Annotated in this window: 21 protein-coding genes; 9 read left to right on the top strand and 12 right to left on the bottom strand. The window is 65.9% G+C overall.

The window, feature by feature from the left end; genetic code table 11:
* Positions 1–34: 34 nt before the first annotated feature.
* Both C7401_RS08115 and C7401_RS08110 read left to right on the top strand, forming a co-directional pair.
* Positions 35–1,192, top strand: a complete 1,158-nt coding sequence (locus tag C7401_RS08115; RefSeq protein WP_112170859.1) for a branched-chain amino acid ABC transporter substrate-binding protein — start codon at positions 35–37, stop codon at positions 1,190–1,192.
* Between the two features lie 343 nt (positions 1,193–1,535).
* Positions 1,536–2,675: a DUF2242 domain-containing protein gene (locus tag C7401_RS08110; protein ID WP_112171113.1), complete on the top strand. Its 1,140-nt coding sequence runs from the start codon at positions 1,536–1,538 to the stop codon at positions 2,673–2,675.
* 16 nt (positions 2,676–2,691) lie between these two features.
* Here the strand turns inward: C7401_RS08110 and C7401_RS08105 are convergent, their stop codons facing one another.
* Positions 2,692–3,318 carry a LysE family translocator gene (locus tag C7401_RS08105; protein ID WP_112170858.1) on the bottom strand — a complete coding sequence of 209 codons (627 nt, stop codon included), beginning with the start codon at positions 3,316–3,318 and terminating at the stop codon, positions 2,692–2,694.
* A 383-nt stretch (positions 3,319–3,701) separates the two neighbouring features.
* Here C7401_RS08105 and C7401_RS08100 point away from each other — a divergent pair, with 383 nt between their 5' ends.
* Positions 3,702–4,184, top strand: coding sequence for an Lrp/AsnC family transcriptional regulator (locus C7401_RS08100; protein ID WP_112170857.1), 483 nt, complete (start codon positions 3,702–3,704; stop codon positions 4,182–4,184).
* A gap of 41 nt (positions 4,185–4,225) precedes the next feature.
* On the opposite strand, the gene C7401_RS08095 is transcribed toward C7401_RS08100, so the two are convergent.
* The 6 genes from C7401_RS08095 to C7401_RS08070 form a co-directional block, all read right to left on the bottom strand.
* Complete coding sequence (locus tag C7401_RS08095; RefSeq protein ID WP_112171112.1) at positions 4,226–4,882, bottom strand: OmpA/MotB family protein; 657 nt, start codon at positions 4,880–4,882, stop codon at positions 4,226–4,228.
* Between the two features lie 27 nt (positions 4,883–4,909).
* Positions 4,910–5,725: a flagellar motor protein gene (locus C7401_RS08090; protein WP_112170856.1), complete on the bottom strand. Its 816-nt coding sequence runs from the start codon at positions 5,723–5,725 to the stop codon at positions 4,910–4,912.
* 29 nt (positions 5,726–5,754) lie between these two features.
* Positions 5,755–6,972 carry a Crp/Fnr family transcriptional regulator gene (locus C7401_RS08085; protein ID WP_112170855.1) on the bottom strand — a complete coding sequence of 406 codons (1,218 nt, stop codon included), beginning with the start codon at positions 6,970–6,972 and terminating at the stop codon, positions 5,755–5,757.
* 307 nt (positions 6,973–7,279) lie between these two features.
* Entirely contained in the window at positions 7,280–7,510 is a 231-nt protein-coding gene (locus tag C7401_RS08080) for a DUF2783 domain-containing protein (protein ID WP_112170854.1), read from the bottom strand.
* A 28-nt stretch (positions 7,511–7,538) separates the two neighbouring features.
* The gene (locus C7401_RS08075; protein ID WP_112170853.1) at positions 7,539–9,251 is read right to left on the bottom strand and encodes an FAD-dependent oxidoreductase; all 1,713 of its coding nucleotides are present in this window, start codon (positions 9,249–9,251) and stop codon (positions 7,539–7,541) included.
* Positions 9,252–9,386: 135 nt separating this feature from the next.
* Positions 9,387–10,346 (bottom strand): MBL fold metallo-hydrolase, encoded by a 960-nt coding sequence (locus C7401_RS08070; RefSeq protein WP_112170852.1) that lies wholly within the window; start codon positions 10,344–10,346, stop codon positions 9,387–9,389.
* 318 nt (positions 10,347–10,664) lie between these two features.
* On the opposite strand from C7401_RS08070, the gene C7401_RS08065 reads away from it, so the two are divergent.
* From C7401_RS08065 to C7401_RS08055, 3 genes are read left to right on the top strand one after another with little or no spacing between them, the layout of a single operon-like run.
* Complete coding sequence (locus tag C7401_RS08065) at positions 10,665–11,549, top strand: IclR family transcriptional regulator (RefSeq protein WP_112170851.1); 885 nt, start codon at positions 10,665–10,667, stop codon at positions 11,547–11,549.
* On the top strand, positions 11,537–12,403 hold the full coding sequence (locus tag C7401_RS08060; RefSeq protein WP_112170850.1) for an IclR family transcriptional regulator: 867 nt from the start codon (positions 11,537–11,539) through the stop codon (positions 12,401–12,403). Before C7401_RS08065 ends, C7401_RS08060 begins: the two co-directional genes overlap by 13 nt.
* Before the next feature lie 54 nt (positions 12,404–12,457).
* Complete coding sequence (locus C7401_RS08055; RefSeq protein WP_112170849.1) at positions 12,458–13,918, top strand: cytochrome P450; 1,461 nt, start codon at positions 12,458–12,460, stop codon at positions 13,916–13,918.
* Positions 13,919–13,924: 6 nt separating this feature from the next.
* Here the strand turns inward: C7401_RS08055 and C7401_RS08050 are convergent, their stop codons facing one another.
* The 3 genes from C7401_RS08050 to C7401_RS08040 form a co-directional block, all read right to left on the bottom strand.
* Positions 13,925–14,842, bottom strand: coding sequence for a MurR/RpiR family transcriptional regulator (locus C7401_RS08050; RefSeq protein ID WP_112170848.1), 918 nt, complete (start codon positions 14,840–14,842; stop codon positions 13,925–13,927).
* 62 nt (positions 14,843–14,904) lie between these two features.
* A complete protein-coding gene (locus tag C7401_RS08045) occupies positions 14,905–15,975 on the bottom strand; it encodes an ABC transporter ATP-binding protein (protein ID WP_112170847.1) in 1,071 nt (356 codons plus the stop codon).
* A gap of 62 nt (positions 15,976–16,037) precedes the next feature.
* The gene (locus C7401_RS08040) at positions 16,038–16,811 is read right to left on the bottom strand and encodes an SDR family oxidoreductase (protein ID WP_112170846.1); all 774 of its coding nucleotides are present in this window, start codon (positions 16,809–16,811) and stop codon (positions 16,038–16,040) included.
* Positions 16,812–17,119: 308 nt separating this feature from the next.
* Between C7401_RS08040 and C7401_RS08035 the strand changes: the two genes are divergently transcribed.
* From C7401_RS08035 to C7401_RS08025, 3 genes are all read left to right on the top strand, one after another.
* The gene (locus C7401_RS08035) at positions 17,120–18,352 is read left to right on the top strand and encodes an ABC transporter substrate-binding protein (RefSeq protein ID WP_112170845.1); all 1,233 of its coding nucleotides are present in this window, start codon (positions 17,120–17,122) and stop codon (positions 18,350–18,352) included.
* Between the two features lie 174 nt (positions 18,353–18,526).
* The gene (locus tag C7401_RS08030) at positions 18,527–19,432 is read left to right on the top strand and encodes a carbohydrate ABC transporter permease (RefSeq protein WP_112170844.1); all 906 of its coding nucleotides are present in this window, start codon (positions 18,527–18,529) and stop codon (positions 19,430–19,432) included.
* Positions 19,429–20,274, top strand: coding sequence for a carbohydrate ABC transporter permease (locus tag C7401_RS08025; protein ID WP_112170843.1), 846 nt, complete (start codon positions 19,429–19,431; stop codon positions 20,272–20,274). The genes C7401_RS08030 and C7401_RS08025 overlap by 4 nt, the downstream gene beginning before the upstream one ends.
* Before the next feature lie 91 nt (positions 20,275–20,365).
* On the opposite strand, the gene C7401_RS08020 is transcribed toward C7401_RS08025, so the two are convergent.
* Complete coding sequence (locus tag C7401_RS08020) at positions 20,366–21,100, bottom strand: acetoacetate decarboxylase (RefSeq protein ID WP_112170842.1); 735 nt, start codon at positions 21,098–21,100, stop codon at positions 20,366–20,368.
* A gap of 385 nt (positions 21,101–21,485) precedes the next feature.
* Positions 21,486–21,689, bottom strand: a complete 204-nt coding sequence (locus tag C7401_RS08015) for a glycine zipper 2TM domain-containing protein (RefSeq protein WP_112170841.1) — start codon at positions 21,687–21,689, stop codon at positions 21,486–21,488.
* Positions 21,690–21,707: the final 18 nt, after the last annotated feature.

The raw sequence follows: 21,707 nt of genomic DNA, 5'->3' as shown, positions 1-21,707 counted from the left end.
ATGAAAAACGTAGAACGTTGAGGAGAGACCCAGGATGAACCCGAGCAAACACCCCCTGCGCCTGCGCGCCCCCGCTGTCCTTGCCGCCGTCGCGGCCCTGTGGAGCGCCGGCGCGCTCGCCCAGGCCACCGACGTGAAGATCGGCTTCGCCGCCCCGCTCACGGGCGGCCAGGCCCACTACGGCGCGGACTTCCGCAGCGGCGTGCAGATGGCGATCGACGACGAGAACGCCACGAACCCGACCATCGGCGGCAAGCCGGTGCACTTCGTGATCGACGCCTACGACGACCAGGCCGACCCGCGCACCGGCACGACCGTCGCGCAGAAGCTCGTGGACGACGGTGTTGCGGCCGTGATCGGCCACTTCAACTCGGGCACCAGCATTCCGGCCGCGCCGATCTACGCGAAGGCCGGCATTCCTGAAATTGCCACGGCCACGGCGCCCACCTACACGCGCCAGGGCCTGCCCACCACGTTCCGCCTCGTCACCTCCGACGCGCAGCAAGGCAGCGTGCTCGGCGAGTACGTCGTGCGTGACCTGAAGCTCAAGCGTTTCGCCGTGATCGACGACCGCACGGCCTACGGCCAGGGTGTGGCCGAGGAGTTCGCCAAGGCCGTGAAGGCGGCGGGCGGCACGGTGGTCGCGCAGGAATTCACGAACGACAAGGCCGTGGACTTCCGCTCGATCCTCACACACATCAAGGCGGCCGACGCCGACGCGATCTTCTACGGCGGCGCCGACACCCAGGCCGCGCCGATGCTCAAGCAGATGAAGACGCTCGCGATCAAGGCCACACTGATCGGCCCCGACATGATGCATTCGGACGAGCTCATCAAGATCGCCGGTCCGGCGGCCGATGGCGCGCTGGCTTCGTCGGGCGGCAGCCCGCTCGAACAGATGCCGGGCGGCAAGAGCTATGTCGAGCGCTACACCAAGCGCTTCAACAAGCCGGTCGAGCTGTACTCGCCGTACGCGTATGACGGCACGCGCGCCGTGATCGCCGCGATGAAGAAGGCGAACTCGACCGATCCGCACATCTATCTCGCCTCGCTCAAGGCGACCAACATGAAGGGCGTGACCACGAACGAGCTGGCCTATGACCAGTATGGCGACCTCAAGTACGGCGGCGTGACGGTCTACAAGGTCGTGAACGGCAAGTGGCAGCCGCTCACGACGGTCGGCACGAAGTAAGCCGACCTGGCGTCCATCCCGCCGCCGCGTTGCGGGCGCGGCGCCGTGTGGACGCATCGATTTAGCGCATCGCGCACAGGAACAGCCGGCGGTACCCGGCTGCGGCGCACGCCAGCGAGTCATCTTCTCCGCTCGCTGCCCCGTGCGCCGGGTTGACACGGGCTTTCGCGTTGGGCGGAAGCCCGTTTTTTTTGGTCGCGGCGCGGCGCGCGCCCGTCGGTCCGCCTTCGGGCGCCTTTCGAAATCTCCGAAAAAAACGAGCATTCGGTCGTGCCCCAGGGAACCGAACTACAATGCTTGCCGTCCGATGCAATGCCGCATTGCCGCCCTGTTTGCCCCGAACATGTCCCGTTTTTCCAGAACCGTCTCTCTATTGCCCGTCCCGCCCGGTAAAGCCGCCCTTGCCGCAGTGGCGCTCGCGCTGACCGCCGCGCTTGGCGCCTGCTCCTCGGCCAAGCCCAACAGCTTTCAGGACGACCAGCTGCTGAGCAACGCGCCGAGCCAGTTCTCGCGCAGCTTCAACTACGCGAGCACCGACGCCTGCGAGGCGTCGCGCCGCGCGCTGCTGAGCCAGGGCTATATGACGACGATGTCGCGCAACGACACCGTCGACGCCACCAAGAACTTCCAGCCGACGATGGATCAGCACATCGTCGTGGAGGTGCACGTGGTTTGCACGCCGGGGGACGCGAGCAATACCAGCATGGTGTACGTGAACGCCGTGCAGAACGGCTATGCGCTCAAGAAGAGCGATACCTCGGCGAGCGTGGGGCTCTCGATTCTGGGGTCGGTTTCGCTGCCTATCCGCTCGAACAGCGACGAGATGGTGAAGATTTCGAGCGAGACGATCCAGTCGGGGCCGTTTTACTCGCGCTTCTTCGATCTGGTGGGGCGCTATCTGAGCACCGCCGCGCGCAGCGAGCCCGTGCCGGGCAGCGGCGCGATCAAGATCACGCCGCTGCCGCCGCCCGCCGAGCCGGTCACGGCAACGGCCAGCGCCGCGCCCGCCGCGATCACGGTCGGCTCGGCCGCGCCGGCCGCCGCTGCGGCGGCCGCTGCCACGGGTGCGGCCGTGCTGCACAACGCCGCGTTGCCCGCCACGCCCGTGGTAACGGCGCATCCGGCGGCTTCGGTGACTGCGGCCGCGCCGGTCACTGCGACACCCGCACCCGCGTCGGCCACATCGGCCGCGGCGCCAGCCGACCACGCCACGGCGGCCGCCGCCGCCATCATGGGCGTGCCGGTGACGCCGGCAAGCGCCCAGCCAGCGGCGTCTGCAACGAGTGTGAGCACTCACAATGCGGCGGCGCCCGCGGCTGCCTCCGCACCGGTTGCGACGCCGGCAAGCGCCACTACCGCCGCGCAAACCCTCGCTTCGGCTTCCGCCGGAAATCACGCCGAAACCACGGCAACGGCCAGCCCCTCGGGCACGGCGGGCGCGAGCGCCGCACCGGCCACCGGCACGACCGCCACTACGCCCTGACCCGCACGGCCGGCGCCTAGCGCAAACCGGCCATCATCGCGCCCATTCCCACAAGCAGGCTGCCCATCAGCCGATTCACGGCGCGCATGCGCCGCGGCCGCTGCAACACGTGGCGCAGCCGGTGCGAGAACAGCGCCATCGACGCCACGCCGCCCGCGAACAGCACGGCGAACGTCGCCGCCAGCAGCAGGTACTGACGGTTGGCGCTCCACGGCGCGTCGGCGCTCATGAACTGCGGAAAAAACGACGGAAAGAACAGCAAGGTCTTCGGATTGAGCCCCGAGGTCGCAAAGCCGCGCCAGAACAAGGCGCGGCCCGTCGCGCCGTCCGCCTCCGGCGGAGCTTCCGCGCCCGCGAGCGAGCGGCTGCGCCATTGCTTGCAGCCGAGCCAGACGAGATAGGCCGCGCCCAGCCATCGCAAAACCGTAAGTGAATGCTCACTAATGAGCAGCAGCGAATTGAGGCACAACGCAGTCAGCACGAGTTGAAGCAGGACGGCAAGCGTGCCGCCCCAGACGCAAGGCAGCGCACCGCGCCAGCCGGCGTGGAGCGCCTGGCTCATCGTGAGCACGTTGACGGGACCGGGGGTATAGACGAGAACGAGCGCGGCGGCGAGAAAAGACAGATACAGCTGGATCGACATTTCGGATGGTTCTGGCGAAAACGGGTGACGAACGGCGCTCGGAGAATCGCAAACGGGCAACAAAAAACCGCGCCAAAGCGCGGTTTTCAAATGCCTTTTGCCCGACCGGACGCTGCTGACGACGTGATAAACGCGCGCAACGCCCGGTAGCCGCCGCAGGGTGCAACGGAAAATCGGCCCTGACGGACCACCGCGGCTTGTGGCTGCGGCGGCGCTCCCCACTGCGGGGAGGTGGCCGCGTGGGTCGTGCCAGGCAAGAAGGCATGTGGAAAATATACCGGGGAACAGCCTGTATAGGCTTCCTGTTTTCGGGTCAATAGCGTCGTTTTACGGAAGCTTGTTCCGCTAAAATAGCATTTCCCTGTACAGGATTCTTTTTCACCATGAGCCCTCGTGAACGCCCTGCCAAAACGCTCGACAACCAGGATCGCAAGATCCTGCGCGCGCTCCAGGAAAACGCGCGCCTTTCCAACGCCGAACTCGCCGAGCAGGTGGGCATGTCGACCACGGCGTGCTGGAACCGCACGCGCCAGCTCGAAGCCGACGGCTATATCGAAGGCTATGTCGCGCTCGTGAACCAGCGCAAACTCGGCTACGCCGACATCGTGATTCTGGAAGTCACGCTCGACCGCCACGAAGACGACGCGCTCGCGCGCTTCGGCGCGGAGCTCGCGGCGCTGCCCGAAGTGCTGGAAGCCTATCTGGTCTCCGGCGAGTACGACTACTGGATCAAGGTGGCCGTGGACGGCACGGCGGGCTACGAACGCTTCCTGCGTGAAAAGCTCTATCGCATTTCGAGCATTCGGCACAGCCGCTCGATGTTCGCGTTGCGCTGCATGAAAGACGTGCCTTCGATGCAGGTGTGACGAACGCCGTTACTTCGGCGTCCGGATTGATTGCGTGACGCTCAACGCTGCACGATCAGCGTCACGCGGCGGTTCATCGCGCGGCTCGCGGGGTCGTTGCCGGCCACGAGCGGATAGTTGTCGGCGCGGCCGATGGCGGCCAGGCGGTGCGGCTCGATGCCCCGCTCGACGAGGTAGCGCACCACCGCGCCCGCGCGCGCCGAGGAAAGCTCCCAGTTCGACGCATATTTCGCGTTCGAGATGGGCGTGCTGTCGGTATGTCCTTCCACGAGAATGTTGCCCGCGGGCACCGCGCGCAGCACGTCGGCGATCCGGCCCAGCACGCCGAGCGATTCCGGCAGCAGCGCGGCGTCGCCCGCGTTGAAGAGAATCTTCGCGTTGATGCCGATCTCCACGCCGTGCGCCACCGGCACGATCGTGATCTCGCCGCGTTGGCGCAGCGCTTCGAGCGAGGCGAGCAAGGCCTGATCGGTGGCGGGCGGCTTCACCGCTGCCGCAGGCGCACCCTGCGTCGCCGATCGAATTTCGGATTCCTTATTCTTCGCGAGCTGCATGGCGTAGAGCGCGAGGAACAGCACCATCAAGGTGGTGATGAGGTCCGCATAGGAAATGAGCCAGCGGCCGGAGTGCGCTTCGCCGCCTTCGTCCTCGCCGTGATCGAGGCGGGCCGTGAGCGGCAGGTCTTTATCGGAAGGCATGTGCATGCTGAGTGGCCGTCGCGCGGGTCAGGCCGCGTGCGTTTTATCCAGCGCCCATGCGCCGGTTTCGTCGTGCAGCCCGCCAGCGACGCCGCTCGCATTGCCGCCCACCTCACCGGCAAGACGCGTGGCGATCATGTGCGGCGACTCCTTGCGGGAAATGGCGAGCAGGCCGTCCAGATAGAGTTTGCGCAGGCGCAGTTCGCTTTCGATGTGCGCGCGCATCTTGCCGTAAAGCGGCAGAAAAACGAGGTTCGCGAAAGCCAGGCCGTACAGCGTGGCGACGAACGCCACCGCAATGCCGGGCCCGAGTTGCGCGGGCTCGATCAAATGCCCCGTGACTTGAATGAGGCCGAGCACCGAGCCGAGAATGCCGAACGTGGGCGAATAGCCGCCGGCCTGCTGCCACACGCGCGCCGCCGCCATGTGCGTGCGCCCGCAGGCTTCGAGTTCGCGATTGAGCGCGTCTTCGAGCACGGCCGTCGACACGCCGCTCGCCAGCAGTTCCAGCCCGCGCCGCGCGAACGGATGAATGCCTTGCAGGTCCATCGACTCGAACGCGAGCAGGCCGTTGAGCTTGGCCTGGTCGCCCCACTCCAGCACGGCGGCGAGACTCGCCTCATCCACGCGCGGCGCTTTCACGAAGGCCGTGCGCAAATGCTTGATGGCGTCGAAAAAGCGCGCCCAGGTGTTCTGGATCATCACGGCGCCGAGCGTGCCGCCCAGCACGATGGCGAGCGCCTCGGGCTGAAGCAGCGTGACGAAGTGGCCGCCTTCGAGCGAAAAACCGGCCACGAGCGCCAACGCCCCGACTGCGATGCCGATCAGGGTAAGCAAATCCATGTGTTGCTCCGGATGAGGAATCGAGGGGCTTAACGCGCGCCGGGCGACTTGAGCGAACGCACGGCTTCGAGCAGGCGCTGCTCGATGTCCTCGACCTCCACGGGGTCGATCTTGATGTCGCGGCGCATGACCCACGACACCTCGTTCTTGCGCGCGTCGGCCATCACCGAAAGCAGGCGCTCGGACACGGCCTGGTCCTCGATCGAGGCGAGCAGTTTCGCGAGATCGTAGGTATCGAGCGTGCTCACGGCGTCGAACAGCGTGCGTTGATCGACGAACAGCAGGTCGTCGAGCGCCTTGATTTCGCCCGTGCCGCGGTTCGTGCGCTTCGAGAAATACGCCACGCCCTTTTGCTCGACGAAATTGAGCACCTTCGATTTGCGGAACGCGAACACCTCATCGGCGATCTCGGCGTGCGAGAGCTTGTTGAGAATGACCTTGCGCTCCACGCCGATCAGCGTTTCCAGATCGGCCAGTTCGATCAGTTCGAGTTCGCTGTTGATCGACACGTCGAGATCGGCGTCGGCCACCTGCGCCGCGCGCTCCACGATGCGCACGGGGTCGAACGTCACCACCTGACGGCTCAATGCGCCCTCGGCGGCTGCCGTGCCGCTGCCCAGATGCGTGGCCTGCCCGCTTTGCACGGCGATGAGATTGAGCTTCTCCATGCGGCGCAGCATCGCCATCACATGCGGGCGCGAATGGCCCGCCACCGCGCGGCACTTGTGGACCACGTCGGCAAGCGGCACGCTCACCTCCGCGGCCGCGGCGCCTTGTCTCGACCACGTGTCGCCGTCGGCGCGATCGGCGCGATCATTCGCGCCCGCGATCAACGCGAGCACGTGCGCGTACGAAAGCACGCCCGGCATGAAGTCGGCATGGGTATAGGTGGCGAGCAGATCGTCCTTCGCCTTGACGCGCCGCGTGAGCGTGCGCACGACATGGCGCAGCAGCGGCGAAACGCGTTCGAGCTCGTCTTCGATGATGCTCGCGGGCACGACCGTCAACTGGCAGAAGCTGAGCGCCTTGGCCGTGTTCGGGCGCGGCTCGGCGCCGAGCAACGCGGTCTCGCCGAAAAACTCGCCACGACCCAGCGTGGCCATCACGACTTTCTTGTCGTCGCAGCGTGTGGAAATTTCGACCTTGCCGTCGGCGATCACGAAGATCAGCCGCTCGCCGGCAAAGCCTTCCGAATAAATGATCTCGCCAGGCGCCGCTGTACGCGACCATGTTTGACTGCGATTCAAGTTCTATCCCCGGAAAAACGTATTCATCGCGCGCAAGAGTCCTGTTTGCCCATGCGTCAGCGAAGTGAGTCCTATGTGCCGCGTTTACGGCTTTTTCCGCTGGGTTCTTGAATCGGTTTGCATAGACGGCATGCGTGGAAAGCCTGCCGAAAGCGGATGCGGCGAGTGCGCACTCCGGGATGTATCGCGCGTTTTGCACGCGCAAACGCTTGCGTGTTCGCGAAGCGCTGTAAAAGCGACCTTTACTGCACAACATGCGGCACATTGCGGCGGCGAGCATTGCGCCCCCCGCCGCATCATCGTGCTTTCACGCCGCAAGCTTTCCTGTTGCGCCGTTGCTCACGGGCGCACTCACGCCCGCGCGCGCAAAGCGAAGCGCTTGCATCAGCGTTTCGTGCTCGCCCACGTGATTCGCGAGCAGCAGGATCAACTGCGCGTTGGCCGACTGGCTCTGCGCTTCGTCGAGGTCGCGATGCATGTCGATCAGCGCTTCGTAAAAGTCGTCGGGCCGCGCCAGATTGGGTTGAGTGTTGAGCATGGTTGTCTCCTTCGATCTTCTATAGGCGTTATGCCGTGCCCTGCACGCACAGCGTCCGCTTGAGCGCGCTCTCCACACGAGCGGTGTCGGCCCGCCGCCAGCGTGCGCACACGTGCTGGTCCGGACGGATCAGATAGAACGCCCCGTCCTGCGCGCCATAACGTTGCGCCGCAAGCCCTTGCGCGTCGCGCAGCACCACGGTGGAGGCGGGCAGCCCCGCGGGCACCGCGGCATCGCCGTCGAGCATCACGATGAACTTGAGCGGCACCGGAGCGCGCGAGAGCGCTTGCAACGTGTCGAGCGTCGCGGTGTCGATGGCCGAACCCGCGCGGCTGAACAGGAGCCCCCCGAACCGGTCGCCCAGGTGCGGGAGCAGCCAGGTCTCGTGGCCTGCCGCATCGAGCACCGGCGCGTCCGCACACGAAGCGCCCGGTTCCATCTGGCCGCTGAACGTGTCCTCGTCGGGCGTGTTCAAGGTCGATTCACGCAGCACCGCCGGCACGGAAAGCCGGCCGCTGTTCACCAGTTGCCGCGCGAACGCATGCTCGCGGGCGAGCGTGAGCACGGCGTCGCGGAACACGCGGCTCACCGCGCTCTTGGGCGTGATGAAGTCGGTCGAGCGCGTGGAGTTGCGGATATTCTCGTCGGCCGCGTATTCGCGCTCGCTGGCGTAGCTATTGAGCAGCGCGTCGGGTGCGTGGTTCTCCAGCACCATCGCGAGCTTCCATGCAAGGTTTTCGCTGTCCTGGAAGCCGCTGTTCGCGCCGCGCGCACCGAACGGCGAAACGAGGTGCGCCGAGTCGCCCGCGAACAGCACGTTGCCCTGGCGGAAACTGTCCATGCGCAGGCACGAGAACGTGTAGATGCTCACCCACTCCAGCTCGAACTTGACGTCGGGGCCAAGCAGCGCACGCACGCGCGGAATCACGCGCTCGGGCGTTTTTTCGAGCACCGGGTCGGCGTCCCAGCCAAGCTGGAAGTCGATGCGCCAGACGTTGTCGGGCTGGCGATGCAGCAGCACCGACTGGTTGGGGTGGAACGGCGGATCGAACCAGAACCAGCGCTCGGTGGGGAATTCGGCTTCCATCTTCACGTCGGCGATGAGGAAGCGGTCCTTGAACGTGCGGCCGTGGCTGTCGAGGCCGAGCATCTTGCGCAGCGGGCTGCGCGAACCGTCGGCGGCCACCGCGTAGCGCGCGAGCAGCGTATAGGGGCCGTCGGGCGTTTCGATTTCGAGCGCGACATGCGCGTCATTCGAACCCGGCGTGCCGTGCTGCGCGACGCCCGTCACCTTGTTTTTCCAGCGGATTTCGAGGTTGGGCAGTTCCTGCGCGCGTTCGAGCAGAAAGCCTTCCACGTAGTACTGCTGAAGATTCACGAAAGCAGGACGATGATGACCGCTTTCAGGTAACAGATTGAACGTGTAGACGAGCTCGTCCTTACGGAACACCTTGCCCACGTTCCAGCTCACGCCCTTTTCGACCATGCGCTCGCCGCAGCCGAGGCGGTCGAAAATGTCGAGTGAGCGCTTGGAAAAGCAGATGGCGCGCGAGCCGGTGGAAAGCGTGCAGTCGTCGTCCACGAGCACCACCTGCACACCTTGCTGCGCGAGGTCGATGGCCGTCGCGAGGCCCACTGGGCCCGCGCCGACCACCACGACCGGACGCACCTGCGTGGCGGCGTCCGGGGTTTGTTCGCTGCATCGCGCGTAGTCGAAGGTCAGCGTTTGATAGTCGATCATCGTTTTGTCTCCTGTCGGCCGGAGTGCGCGCTCGAGTGCTCACTCCGGTCCCCTGCCGCTGCCGATCGCAGCCGGCGCTCCGGCGCTGACTGCGATCCCAGGCAAGGCTGCGTCTCCAGCCTGTCAACCGTCACATCAATCCTGCAACGCGTCCCACATTTCCTTGTCGCGCTGCGCCGTCCAGATGCGCGGATGCGTGATGCCGCTCGCTTCGTCATAGGCGCGCGTCACGTCGAAAGGCAGGCAATGCTCGTAGATGAACACGTGGCCGAACTTCGGGTCCATCGCCTCGCGCGTGAGCGCCATCGCGCCCTTCAGGTCGAGCTTCTTCTCCACGGCGGCGCGGCCTTGCGCGAGCAGCGTGGTCACGAAGTCCTTCGTGTAGTCGAGGCCCTTGTTCACTTCCGCGGGATTCAGCAGCGCGGGGCCACGGCCCGGCACGAGCTTTTCGGCGTTGAGCGAGCGCAGCGCTTCGAGCGTGGCGGGCCATTCGGCGAGCTGGGCGTCGCCGCAGTAGCAGGCCGCGTCGAACTCGACGAGGTCGCCCGAGTACAGCACCTTCTGCTGCGGCAGCCACACCACGGTGTCGCCCTTCGTGTGGCCCGAGCCCAGATGCGCGATCTTCACTTCGAGCTTGCCGAGGTACAGCGTGATTTCCTTCTCGAACACGAGCGTGGGCCACGTGAGGCCCGGCACCGTTTCGACGCCGGCGAAAAGGCGCGGGAAGCGCTCGATTTCCGACTTCATGTCGGCTTCGCCGCGCTCGACGATCATCTCGTACGTGCCGCGGCTCGCGATGATCTGCTGCGCGCCTTCCTTGAAGTACGCCGATGCGCCCAGCACGCGCACCGCGTGATAGTGCGAGAGCACGACATACTTGATGGGCTTGTCGGTCACCGAGCGGATCTTCGCGATGAGATCCTCCGCCATGGCGGGCGTGGCCGTGGTGTCGACGATCAGCACGCCGTCGTCGCCGATGATGACGCCCGAGTTCGGGTCGCCTTCGGTGGTGTACGCGTATGCGTTTTCCGAGAGCTGCGTGAAGGTGACCTTCTTTTCTTCGAGGTCGGCCTGGGATGCGAACGCCTTTGCCATGTTGAGTCTCCGTATTGAGGGGCTCTTGAAGCCAGGGCGGGGCGAAGCGCGCAGGGGCCGGGCGCATGAAGCGCCAGCCTCGTTGTCTCGCCCCGTTTTAAATTGAACTGACCGCTGTTGTGCCGGGGTGGAGCCATCATGGTCCTCCCGCTTTTATTTGTCAATAGCGAATTCTATCGTTATACGCTAATTTCTCGGCGCACTACGCTACATGTCATGAAGGTAAGCGAGAAGGCGCCATGACGGCATTGCGCCCGCCGCCATCGCGCGGCGCCATTCAGTTAACATGGACCCTTTTTCAGCCAGAGAAAAGCGCCAATGAGACGTCGCAACGATAGCGCCACGGCCGCGCCGGAGCATGACGCGGCGCCGGGCCGCACGCAGCGCGGCATCCAGAGCGTGGAGGTGGGCGGCCGCCTGCTGCGCGCGCTCGCCGACGCACGCGCGCCGCTGGGCGCCACCGACCTCGCTGCGAGCGGCGACATCCCGTCGAGCCAGGCGCATGCCTATCTCGTGAGCCTCACGCGCCTCGGGCTCATCAAGCGCGACGCGCTCTCGGGGCGCTACGAGCCCGGCCCGCTCGCGCTGCGCCTGGGCCTGCTGCATCTCGCGCAGCAACCCGCGCTGCGCGAGGCCGTGCCACGCGCGGCCGCGCTCGCGCACTCGCTCAATTGCAGCGTCGCGCTGTGCATTGCCGGCCCGCAGGGCCCGACCATCGTGCGCTACGAGCACGCGAGCCTGCCGCTGCATGTGAACCTGCACGTGGGCACGGTGATGTCGCTGCGTGCCACGTCCACGGGACGCATGTTCTGCGCGCATCTCGCGCCCGACGCGCTCGACGACATCCTCGCGCGGCAAACCGCGCAGCCGGTATGGCGCGGCACCCGCGGCGCGGCGGGCGCAAGCGCCGCGCCGCCGGAAAACCCGGCCCCGCCCGCGCCCGACGCCGCCTTCCTCGAAACGCTCGAAGCGATCCGCACGCGCGGCTACGAACTCGGCATCGACGTCCCCAGCCCCGGCGTGAGCAGCGTCTGCGTGCCCGTGCTCGGCCCGCAACGCGAACTGGGCCTTTCGCTCACCGCCATCGGCGCGAGCGGCGCGCTCGACGTGCGCCCGAAGGGTGCGGTCGTGCGCGCGCTGCGCGACGCCGCCGCCGAAATCGCCGCGGCCGCTTTTCACACGACTCCGACATGCCCCGAGTAAGCGCCTCCCCCCCGCCCCCCGACGCATCGCAGACCGCCGGTGAAGGCGCCGCCACCGAAGCCGCCGACAAACCGCAGCGCGGCATCCAGTCGCTCGACGTCACGGGCGACCTGCTCGCCGCGCTCATCGCGGCAGGCACGCCCTTGCCGCTGCGCGACCTGGCCGCGGCCGCCGGCATGGCGCCCGCCAAGGCGTTCCCGCACCTGGTGAGCCTGCAAAAAATCGGTTTGCTCGCACGCGATGCGGCGGGCCGCTACGAGGCGGGCCCGCTCAGTCTCGAACTCGGCCTGATCGGTCTTGCACGCCTTTCCCCCGTGCGCGAAGCCGATGCCGAACTGGTCGGCCTCGCCGCCGCCACGGCCATGAGCGTCGCGCTCGCGGTGCCGGGGCCGCTCGGCCCGACGGTCGTGCGTCTGGAAGAGTCGGCGCTGCCGCTGCACGTGAGCCTGCGCCCCGGCACGGTGATGTCGCTCGTGAACACGGCGATCGGACGCGTGTTCGCCGCATGGGTCGACGACGACGTGCGCGCGGCGCTGCTCGCGCAGGACGAACTGCGGCTCGCGGGCGCCAACCCGCGCGAAGGCACGACGCGCGACTATCTCGCACGGCTTGCCGCGATCCGCGCACAAGGCGTGGATACGGCGCTCGACAAGCCCATTCCCGGCATCAGCACCGTGACCGCGCCCGTGTTCGATCACACCGGCAGCGTGTGCCTCGTGCTCGCGGTGATGGGGCCTTCGGGCAGCCTCGACATCGCGCGTGAAGGCACGGCGGCGCAATTGCTGATCGCCGCCGCCGAACGCCTCTCGCGGCGTTTCGGCTATATGGAAGGCGCGGCGGCCGCGCCGCTATGAGCGCCCTCCTCGCGTCATACCAAAACCGCACGCCCACCTGATGAGAACCTGCCCATGAGCACGGCATCGCCCCGACCGGCCTTGCGCCGGATCGCCGACCTCCCCTGCCCGCGCGGGCTGCCGCTGCTCGGCAATCTGCTCCAGCTTTCGCCGCCGCGCCTGCATCTGATCCTGGAGCAATGGGCCGCCGAACTCGGCGCGCCCTACCGCTTCCAGGTGGGCAGCATCCCCATCACGATCTGGACCGATACCGAACTCATCCAGCAGATCATGCGCGAGCGACCGCATCGCTTCCGGCGCTATCAGCCGATCGAAGCGGTGTTCGAGGAGATGGGCTTCAACGGCCTCTTCTCCGCCGAAGGCGTGGCGTGGGAGCCGCAACGCAAGCTCGTGATGCAGGCGCTCTCCATTCCCAACATCAAGGCGTTCTACCCCACGCTGGCCGACATCACGCAGCGTCTTTACACCCGCTGGCAGCGCGCGGCCGAGCGCGGCGAGACCGTCGAGATAACCGACGACCTCAAGCGCTACACGGTGGACGTGACGAGCGCCCTTGCATTCGGCGAAGACCCGCGCACGCTGGAGCGCGACCACGGCGTGATCCAGGAGCACCTGGAGCGCATTCTGCCGGGCGTGATGAGGCGCACCAACGCGCTCTTTCCGTACTGGCGATATTTCAGGCTGCCTGCGGACCGCAAGCTCGACCAGTCGCTCGCCGAAGTGCATCGCTATGTAAACGCGATGATGGCGCGCGCCCGCGAGCGCATGCGCGACGAGCCGTCGGAAACACCCCGCAATCTGCTCGAAGCGATGCTTTCGCAGCAGCAGACGCAAGGCGATACCTCCATCAGCGACGCACAGATCCGCGCGAATGTGCTCACGCTTTTGATAGCCGGCGAGGACACCACCGCCGATTCGATCGCCTGGACGCTGCCCTATCTCGCCGCCGACACGGCCTTGCAGCAGCATCTCGGCGAAGAAGCGTCAAAGGTGCTCGGCGATTCGACGGTGTGCCCCGATTACGCGACGTTGAAAGACCTCGATATTTTCGAAGCGATCTGCATCGAGGCCACTCGCTTGCGTCCGGTGGCTTCCGTGCATTCGTTCGAGCCGCTGGAAGATGTGGTGGTGGACAACGTGGCGCTGCCCAAGGGCACGCGCATGTTCTTCGTGGCGCGTCCGGCCATGCTCGATGCGAAGCACTTTGCCGATCCGCAACGTTACGACCCGTGGCGCTGGATGAAACGCAATGAGCGTGAAGCGCGCGAAGCCGCCGACGAGAAAGCCCATGACGTGCGCGCGTATCTGCAATTCGGCGCGGGGCCGCGCGTGTGTCCGGGCCGCCATCTCGCGACGGTGGAAATGCGCCTCGCGCTCTCCATGCTGATGAAGTCGTTCACGATCGAACTAGCGATCGATCCGGCGAAGATTCAGGAAGTGCAGGCGTTTACGATGGTGCCGGATACGATGCCGGTGAGGCTCAAGCGGCGCGAAAGCCCCAACAGCGGCGGCTGATTTCCATCACCCGTCTTCGGGCGCACCGGGCGCACCAACGGCCGAAGCATCATCGGGCGCGCCATCGCTACGCGCCTGCGCATCACGCACCTTTTCCATCACCTTCGGCCCGAGCCCGAGCGACACCCCGAGCGCGAGCGCATCGAGCACCGCGAGATGCGCGATGCGCACCACGGCGGGCGCATGCGCGTCGCTCGCGGCGGGCACACGCAGCAAGAGCGGAATATCCACCACCCACGCGAGGCGCGAGCCCGCGCTCGTGAGCGCGATGGTCGTGGCGCCGCGCTCCTTCGCGATCTGGATGCTCTCGTTCACCTCCACGCTGCGCCCCGACTGCGAGATCGCAAACGCGACGTCGCCCGGTTCGAGCAGCGCGGCGTAAAGGCGCTGCAAGTGCGCGTCCGTAAACGCACTCGCGGCAATGTCCAGGCGCAGCATGCGCAGCGCCGCGTCCTGCGCAACCAGCCCCGAGCCCGCGCCCACGCCGAAGAAATACACACGCCGCGCGCTGCCGAGCGCCGCCACGGCCGCTTCGAACACGGCCGTATCGAGCGAGGCGCGCGCATGCGTCACGCCCTGCACGACCGACTCCGTCACCTTGTCGAGCAGCGCGCCGACTTCGCCGGCCCACGGCGCGCCGCCGGCCTCGCCGCCCGTCATCTCCGTGGCGAGCGCGAAGGGCACGTTGCCCGCCGCGCTCTGCGCGAGCCGCATCTTGAAGTCGCGCAGGCCGTGCGCGCCCACCGCGCGGCAAAAGCGCGTGACGGAAGGCTCGGACACGTCCGCGCGCAACGCGAGTTCGGTGATGCTCGCGCGCATGGCGAAGTCGATGTCGGCTAGCACCATCTCCGCGACCTTGCGCTCGGCGGGACGTAGCGACTCCGCGACATTGCGGATGTGATGGATCAGGTTGGAGACCGGCAAGCTGTTATTCCCGTGGAAGGTACGAGGCGCCCGCTATCCAGATTACGCTGCGAGCTTCCGCTTCAATCGAGCCGCTTGCCGCTTTCAGTATCGAACAGATGCAGGTGCGCCAAAGGCAACCCTAGCGTCATGCGCTGGCCCGGCGTGACATCCGGACGCGCGCGCGTGGTGACGCACCATGTCGTGCCGCCTATTTTCCCGTACAAGTGGGTCTCCGCGCCAGTCGGCTCGATCACTTCCACGTTGAACGGCACGTCCCCGCCCGCTTCGATGTGCTCGGGGCGCACGCCGAGCGTCACGCGCGCGCCCGTCTGCGTCTTGCCCAATATGGATTCCGGCAGCGTGATGCGCACGCCGTCGTCGAGCACGAGCGCCGTGCCGCGCGCGTCGCTCATCAACGCGCCCTCGGCAAAGTTCATCGAAGGCGAGCCGAGGAAGCTCGCCACGAACAGGTTGGCCGGCTTGTCGTAAAGGTCGAGCGGACGGCCGATCTGCTCGATGCGCCCCGCGTTCATCACGACGATGCGGTCGGCCATCGTCATCGCCTCGATCTGGTCGTGCGTGACGTACACCACCGTATTGCGCAGCCGCTGGTGCAGCGCCTTGATTTCGGTGCGCATCTGCACGCGCAGCTTGGCGTCGAGATTGGAGAGCGGTTCGTCGAAGAGAAAGAGCGAGGGCTCGCGCACCACGGCTCGCCCCATGGCCACCCGTTGACGCTGGCCGCCCGAAAGCGCGCGCGGCAAGCGCTCCAGGTAACTGGAGAGATTGAGCATTTTCGCGGCGGCTTCGATGCGCGGCTTGAACGTGCCTTCACGCTCCTTGCGAATGCGCGGGCCGAACGCGATGTTGTCGTACACCGAAAGATGCGGGTAGAGCGCATAGCTCTGAAACACCATCGAGATGTTGCGCTGCTGCGGCGGCAGCGCATTCGCGCGCGTGCCGCCGATGGTGAGGTCGCCGCCCGTGATGTCTTCGAGACCGGCGATCATGCGCATCAACGTGGTCTTGCCGCAGCCCGAGGGGCCGACCAGCACGACGAACTCGCCGTCTTCGATGTCGAGATCGACGCCATGCACGACCTGGGTCTCGCCGTAGCGCTTGTAAATGCCGTTCAGTTGTACCGCTGCCATGCTGTCCTCGTGTGCGTAAAGTCTTTTCAGGTCTTGCCAGGTCAAAGGGGCGCGTGCGCAGCTCAGTACGGATCGAGCGTCAGCTCGTTCGCCATCTGCCGGTTGCCCGCCATGAGGCCCGCGTCCACGGGCAGCGCGACGCCTGTGATCACACGCGCCTGCGGTGAGGCGAGAAACTGTACGGCGTCGGCAATGTCCTCGGGCGTGGCCACGTCGCCGAGCGGATACCATTTGCTTAGTTCTTCGAATATCTTCGGATGCTGTTCCACACGCGCACGCCACGCGGGCGTCTTCACCGTGCCAGGGCAGACGATATTCGCGCGGATGCCGTGCGGCCCCAGTTCCATGGCGAGCGCCTTCGTGTAGCTCACGAGCCCCGCCTTCGCCGCGCTGTACGCGGGATGGCCGAGCGAGGTGAGGCCGTTCACCGAGCCGATCAACACGAGCGCGCCGCGCCTGCGCTCGATCATCGAGGCGCGCACGGCTTCGACCGTGTAGTAGGCCCCGTTCAGGTTCAGGTCGATGTCGCGCCGCCAGCTCGCGGCGTCGGTGTGCGCGAGCGTCGTGCCGAGCGCGCCGCCCGCGTTCGCCACCGCCACGTCCACCGGGCCGCGCGCGGCCACGCCACGCGCCACCGCGCCGGCCACGGCGGCCTCGTCGCTCACGTCGGCGGCCAGCGGCTCCAGCCGCGCCGCGCCGAATTCGCTCGCAAGCTGCTGCACGCCCGCCTCGTCGCGATCGAGCGCCAGCACCGTGTCGCCCGCCTCCAGAAACCGCTTGCACAACGCGCGGCCTATGCCGCCGCTCGCGCCCGTCACCAGCACCACCCGGCTCATGTCGACTCTCCGTGCGGCCCGCCGGTCATGCCGGCAAACCTGAAAATTTCCTACATACCCATGACGCGCGGCGGTTCGAGTTCGGGTTTATACCGACTGCACGGCGCTGCTGCATCGCATGAATTTCCCCTGTTTTACAGCATGTTATGCAAACTTCGACGGTCGAAACAATATCGAGATTACCAGGTGACAACGCTTTTTTCATCCTGTAGGATTTTTTCAAACAACGCAACCCAGCGGCCGGGAAAACGGCAGCGGCGGCGGCCACGGCAAGTACAAGGCAGGAAAAACCACCAAGGAGAGACAGAATGTCGTTTCAGGCACGTGCAACCAGCATGCTCGGCAAGCTCACCGTCGCGCTCGCGTTCGCGGGCATCACCGCCGCGGCGCACGCCGATACGGTCCGCGTGACCGTCGCGCACTACAGCGACGCCACCGCCCCGTACTTCGAGAAAATGGCCAAGCAGTTCGAGGCCGCCAACCCCGGCATCACGATCAAGATCGAAGACGTGAACTGGGACTCGTTGCAGCAGAAGCTGCAAACGGACATCTCCGGCGGCGCCAACGCCGACCTGGCGATCATCGGCACACGCTGGCTGCTCGACTTCGTGAAGGACGACATTGCCGAGCCGCTCGACCCGTACATGGACGCGAACTTCAAGGGCCGCTTCATCGGCCCCTTCCTCGCTCCGGGTCAGATCAACGGCAAGACCTACGGCCTGCCGATCGCCGCTTCGGCCCGCGCGCTCTACTACAACAAGGACATGCTCGCTTCGGTGGGTTATCCGGACGGCCCGAAGACCTGGAACGACGTGATCGACGCCTCGAAGAAGCTCAAGGCGAAGGGCATTGCGGGCTTCGGTCTGCAAGGCAAGGAAATCGAAACCGACGTGTACTACTACTACGCGCTGTGGACCCACGGCGGCGAAGTGGTGGGCAAGGACGGCAAGGCGGCGTTCAACTCGCCCGCCGGCGTGAAGGCCGCCACGCTCTACAAGACCATGATCGACGAAGGTCTCACGCAGCCGGGCGTGACGGGCTACAGCCGCGAAGACGTGCAGAACCTCTTCAAGCAGGGCCGCGTGGCGATGATGATCTCGGCGCCGTTCCTCGCCAAGCAGCTCAAGAAGGAAGCCCCGAACATCAAGTACGGCATCGACCCGATCCCGGTCGCCACGACGCCCGCAACCTATGCCGTGACCGACTCGATCATGATGTTCAAGAACTCGAAGGTGAAGAAGAGCGCCTGGAAGTTCCTGGACTACCTGTTCACGAAGGAGCCGCGCGTGCAGTTCACGAGCACGGAAGGTTTCCTGCCGACCACCAAGGCCGAGGCAACCGACCCGGTGTTCCAGGACCCGGACACGAAGGCGTTCATCGCGCTGCTGCCGCACGCGAAATTCGCGCCGACCGTGACGGGCTGGGAAGACACCGCGAAGGCCGTGACCAACGCGATGCAGTCGATCTACCTCGGCAAGGCCAAGCCGGCTGACGCGCTGAACCAGGCAGCCACCGAAGCGAACAAGTCGCTCGGCAAGTAAGCCTTCCTGACGGCAAACCCGGCGCGCGCCCGCAGTTCCCGGCGCGCGCCGCAACGCCTGAGAACCGACGTTTCGAAGCCCTGACGATTCGACATGACTACGGGTCCCCTGAAGCCCTCGCCCGCCGCTTCGGCTGCGAGCGAAGCCCCCGACCGAACACGCGCACGAACCCGCATGAGCCGACTACCCCGCGCCGTTGCCGCGCCCCGCGCACCCTGGCTCCTGATCGTGCCGAGTCTCGTGCTCGCGCTCTTCATCATCAGCTATCCGATCTTCAACATCGTGTACCAGTCGCTTCACGATGTCTCGCGCTTCGGGCAGATTCGCGACTTCACCGGCCTGCAAAACTTCTATAACGTGTTCGACGACCGGGTGTTCATGAGCGCCCTGAAGAACACGCTGATCTGGACATTTTTTGTCGTGGTGGGCACCGTGCTGATTTCCGTGCCCGTCGCGCTCGTGCTCAACCAGGACTTTTACGGCCGCGGCATTGCGCGCACGATCGTCATGCTGCCGTGGTCCGTCTCGCTCACCATGACCGCCGTGGTGTGGCGCTGGGCGTTCAACGACGACTACGGCATGGTCAACGTCACGCTGCAACGCCTCGGTCTCACGAGCGGGCCGATCCACTGGCTCGCCACGCCCGAGTATGCGTTTCCTGTCGAGATCTGCGTGGGCATCCTGGTTTCGATACCGTTTACCACCACGATCCTGCTCGGCGGCCTTTCCTCGGTGCCGGGCGACATCTACGAAGCCGCGCGCATCGACGGCGCGAGCGCCTGGCAGCAGTTCCGCCAGCTCACGCTGCCGCTGCTCAAGCCGTTCATCAACATGGCGATCCTGCTGAACGTGATCTACGTGTTCAACTCGTTCCCGATCATCTGGGTGATGACGCAAGGCGGCCCCGACGACAGCACGCATATTCTCGTGACCTACCTCTACGAACTCGGCTTCCGGTTAGGACGACCAGGCGAAGCGGCCGCCGTCTCGCTCGTCATGCTCGTGATCCTGTTCGCGTTCTCGGTGGTTTATCTGCGCTTGCAGGCCAGGCGTGGCGACGCCGAAGGAGACCTCGCATGAACCGCAAGCTCAAACGCTCGTTCTGGTGCTGGCTTGCGCTCTCGCCGCTGGTCGTGGCCGTGCTGTTTCCGTTCGCGGTGATGTTCTTCACCTCGTTCAAGCCCGCTTCGGAAGTATTCGTTTATCCGGCGCGCTGGCTGCCCATGCAATGGCGCTGGCAGAACTATGCCGACATGTGGCAGGCCGCGAACTTCGGCGTCGCGCTGCGCAACAGCATCGTGGTGAGCTGTCTTTCCACGGCGCTCGCGCTCGCGGTGAGCCTGCCCGCCGCCTATGCGCTCGCACGCTTCCGGTTTCGCGGGCGCGGGCTCTACCGCCAGTTCCTGCTCGTCACGCAGATGCTCTCTCCCATCCTGCTGGTGGTGGGCCTGTTCCGCCTCGCCGCGATGATTCCGTATGGCGACGGCAATCTCGTCGATTCGAAGATCGGCGTGATCGTCTCGTACGCGGCGTTCAATATCGCGTTTGCCGTGTGGATGCTCTCGTCGTATTTCCAGACCGTGCCGCGCGACCTCGAAGAGTCCGCGTGGCTGGAAGGATGCAGCCGCACGGGCGCCGTGTTCCGCGTGTTCCTGCCGCTCGCGGTGCCGGCCGTGGTGGTAACGGCGATCTTCACGTTCATCAGCGCGTGGAACGAGTTCGCCGTGGTCTACACACTGATCCGTTCGCCCGAGAACAAGACGCTCACGGTGCAGGTGACCGACATGGTGGCCGGCAAGTACACCGTGGAATGGCAGCTCGTGATGGCGGCAACGCTCGCGGCCACGCTACCGGTTTCGGTGGTGTTCGCCTGGCTTCAGCGCTATATGGTGAAAGGGCTGGCGCTCGGCGCGGTCAAGTAAAAACGCTCCGCTGCGAATCGAAACGAAAACGACGGGCGCAAGCCCGTCGTTTGCTTGATGGCGACGCTAAATGGCGGAGTAATCGCGCAAATCAGCGCGCAAGATAGTCGTGCACCACTTCACCGAGACCCAGCGTGAGGTCGGCGATCAGGTGCCGCGCCTCGACGATCTCCAGCACCGGCAGGTCGGCGACGGGCGCGAGCGCGTGAGGCACGAGATGCAGCGCGGCCGGGCCCGTCCACGCGCCCTTCATGCGGATGTCCTGCAAGTGATAGCGCACGAGCTCGCACACGCGCGCCGAGCCGTCCACATGCGGCACGATCTTGAGCAGATAGTTCGGCCCCGCGAGGCGTGCGCCCTGTTCCGCCAGATCGAGCTCGCGATGCTTGTAGCCCATCGTGCCGATCGCAATGCGCACCGGGCCGTAATCGAGCGTGCCGACCAGGGTGTCGGAGTGCGGAGCGAGCGTGGGCGTCGCCAGCTTCTTGGGGAATCCCCAAAGCTCGCGGCCGCCGGCGATCGGCGGATGGTCGTCGAGATACATCGAATGCGTGTAGCTGCCCGGCTTGCCGTCATACATCACCGGAATCACCTGGCCGCTTTCCGTGTAGTCGCCGAAGCCCGTTGAGTCCGGCATGCGGATGAACTCGTAGCTCACGAGCGGCTCGACCACTTCGAGCGGCGCCGGCACGACCTTGCGCAAGCGCTCCATGTCGGTGCGATAGGTGATGATGAGGAACTCGCGATTGACGAACTTGTACGGACCCGGCGGGAAGGCGGGGTTCGTGAACGGCATCGCGAAAGCTTTGGACGGGATGTTTTGCATGAGCGGTCTCACGATAGGTGCGAACGAGCGACTGCGTTCAAACGCGATACTCGACGTTGACTGCCGGCAGCCGGTTCCGATGAACAGACCGGCGCACCCACGGCGACACGCACCGGCCAGATACCAGTTGTATCACTCATACGAAGGAAAGCGCCGGGCGTGTGGGTGTTGCGCCTGCTGAAATCGCGGCGGGAACCCGCTCGCGAGTATAGGAACCGAACATCCGACAGTCTGTCGTCAATCAGTGACGATTTGAGGACGGTTAAAGACCTGGGCGAAAGTCGCCCGGCATCAGGCGCCGCGCAGCGAATCGCGCGGGCGAAGCATTACAAACGCCTTTGCGCACGCTTGCAACTGCACAGTCCATTGCTACGCAAACGTCAGCTTATTTGCTCAGTTCGTGCCCGATCACCCCGCCCGCCACTGCGCCGCCCACGGTGCCGACCGCGCTGCCGTTGGTCGCCCGGTTGCCGACATAGCCGCCGGCCGCGGCGCCGCCCAGCGTGCAGGCGCCCGCGCCCAGCGTGGTGAGGATGACGGTGGCGACGAGAGAAGCGCGTGCCGCGCCGATGCGTCGAAGCCAGTTCATCGCCGTATCTCCTGATCG

The organism is Paraburkholderia unamae, from assembly GCF_003268775.1.
GTDB classification, from domain to species: Bacteria; Pseudomonadota; Gammaproteobacteria; order Burkholderiales; family Burkholderiaceae; genus Paraburkholderia; species Paraburkholderia unamae.
The sequence above is the reverse complement of the archived record's forward strand: the minus strand, read 5'-3'. Positions and strand labels throughout refer to the sequence as shown.

Bases quoted from the DNA above. Each gene is read 5' to 3' on its own strand.
- C7401_RS08110 (WP_112171113.1), top strand. From the start codon at position 1,536: ATGTCCCGTTTTTCCAGAACCGTCTCTCTATTGCCCGTCCCGCCCGGT.
- C7401_RS08060 (WP_112170850.1), top strand. From the start codon at position 11,537: ATGCCCCGAGTAAGCGCCTCCCCCCCGCCCCCCGACGCATCGCAGACC.
- C7401_RS08025 (WP_112170843.1), top strand. From the start codon at position 19,429: ATGAACCGCAAGCTCAAACGCTCGTTCTGGTGCTGGCTTGCGCTCTCG.
- C7401_RS08055 (WP_112170849.1), top strand. From the start codon at position 12,458: ATGAGCACGGCATCGCCCCGACCGGCCTTGCGCCGGATCGCCGACCTC.
- C7401_RS08020 (WP_112170842.1), bottom strand. From the start codon at position 21,100: ATGCAAAACATCCCGTCCAAAGCTTTCGCGATGCCGTTCACGAACCCC.
- C7401_RS08075 (WP_112170853.1), bottom strand. From the start codon at position 9,251: ATGATCGACTATCAAACGCTGACCTTCGACTACGCGCGATGCAGCGAA.
- C7401_RS08105 (WP_112170858.1), bottom strand. From the start codon at position 3,318: ATGTCGATCCAGCTGTATCTGTCTTTTCTCGCCGCCGCGCTCGTTCTC.
- C7401_RS08040 (WP_112170846.1), bottom strand. From the start codon at position 16,811: ATGAGCCGGGTGGTGCTGGTGACGGGCGCGAGCGGCGGCATAGGCCGC.
- C7401_RS08090 (WP_112170856.1), bottom strand. From the start codon at position 5,725: ATGGATTTGCTTACCCTGATCGGCATCGCAGTCGGGGCGTTGGCGCTC.
- C7401_RS08015 (WP_112170841.1), bottom strand. From the start codon at position 21,689: ATGAACTGGCTTCGACGCATCGGCGCGGCACGCGCTTCTCTCGTCGCC.
- C7401_RS08100 (WP_112170857.1), top strand. From the start codon at position 3,702: ATGAGCCCTCGTGAACGCCCTGCCAAAACGCTCGACAACCAGGATCGC.
- C7401_RS08080 (WP_112170854.1), bottom strand. From the start codon at position 7,510: ATGCTCAACACTCAACCCAATCTGGCGCGGCCCGACGACTTTTACGAA.
- C7401_RS08045 (WP_112170847.1), bottom strand. From the start codon at position 15,975: ATGGCAGCGGTACAACTGAACGGCATTTACAAGCGCTACGGCGAGACC.
- C7401_RS08095 (WP_112171112.1), bottom strand. From the start codon at position 4,882: ATGCCTTCCGATAAAGACCTGCCGCTCACGGCCCGCCTCGATCACGGC.
- C7401_RS08065 (WP_112170851.1), top strand. From the start codon at position 10,665: ATGAGACGTCGCAACGATAGCGCCACGGCCGCGCCGGAGCATGACGCG.
- C7401_RS08030 (WP_112170844.1), top strand. From the start codon at position 18,527: ATGAGCCGACTACCCCGCGCCGTTGCCGCGCCCCGCGCACCCTGGCTC.
- C7401_RS08070 (WP_112170852.1), bottom strand. From the start codon at position 10,346: ATGGCAAAGGCGTTCGCATCCCAGGCCGACCTCGAAGAAAAGAAGGTC.
- C7401_RS08035 (WP_112170845.1), top strand. From the start codon at position 17,120: ATGTCGTTTCAGGCACGTGCAACCAGCATGCTCGGCAAGCTCACCGTC.
- C7401_RS08115 (WP_112170859.1), top strand. From the start codon at position 35: ATGAACCCGAGCAAACACCCCCTGCGCCTGCGCGCCCCCGCTGTCCTT.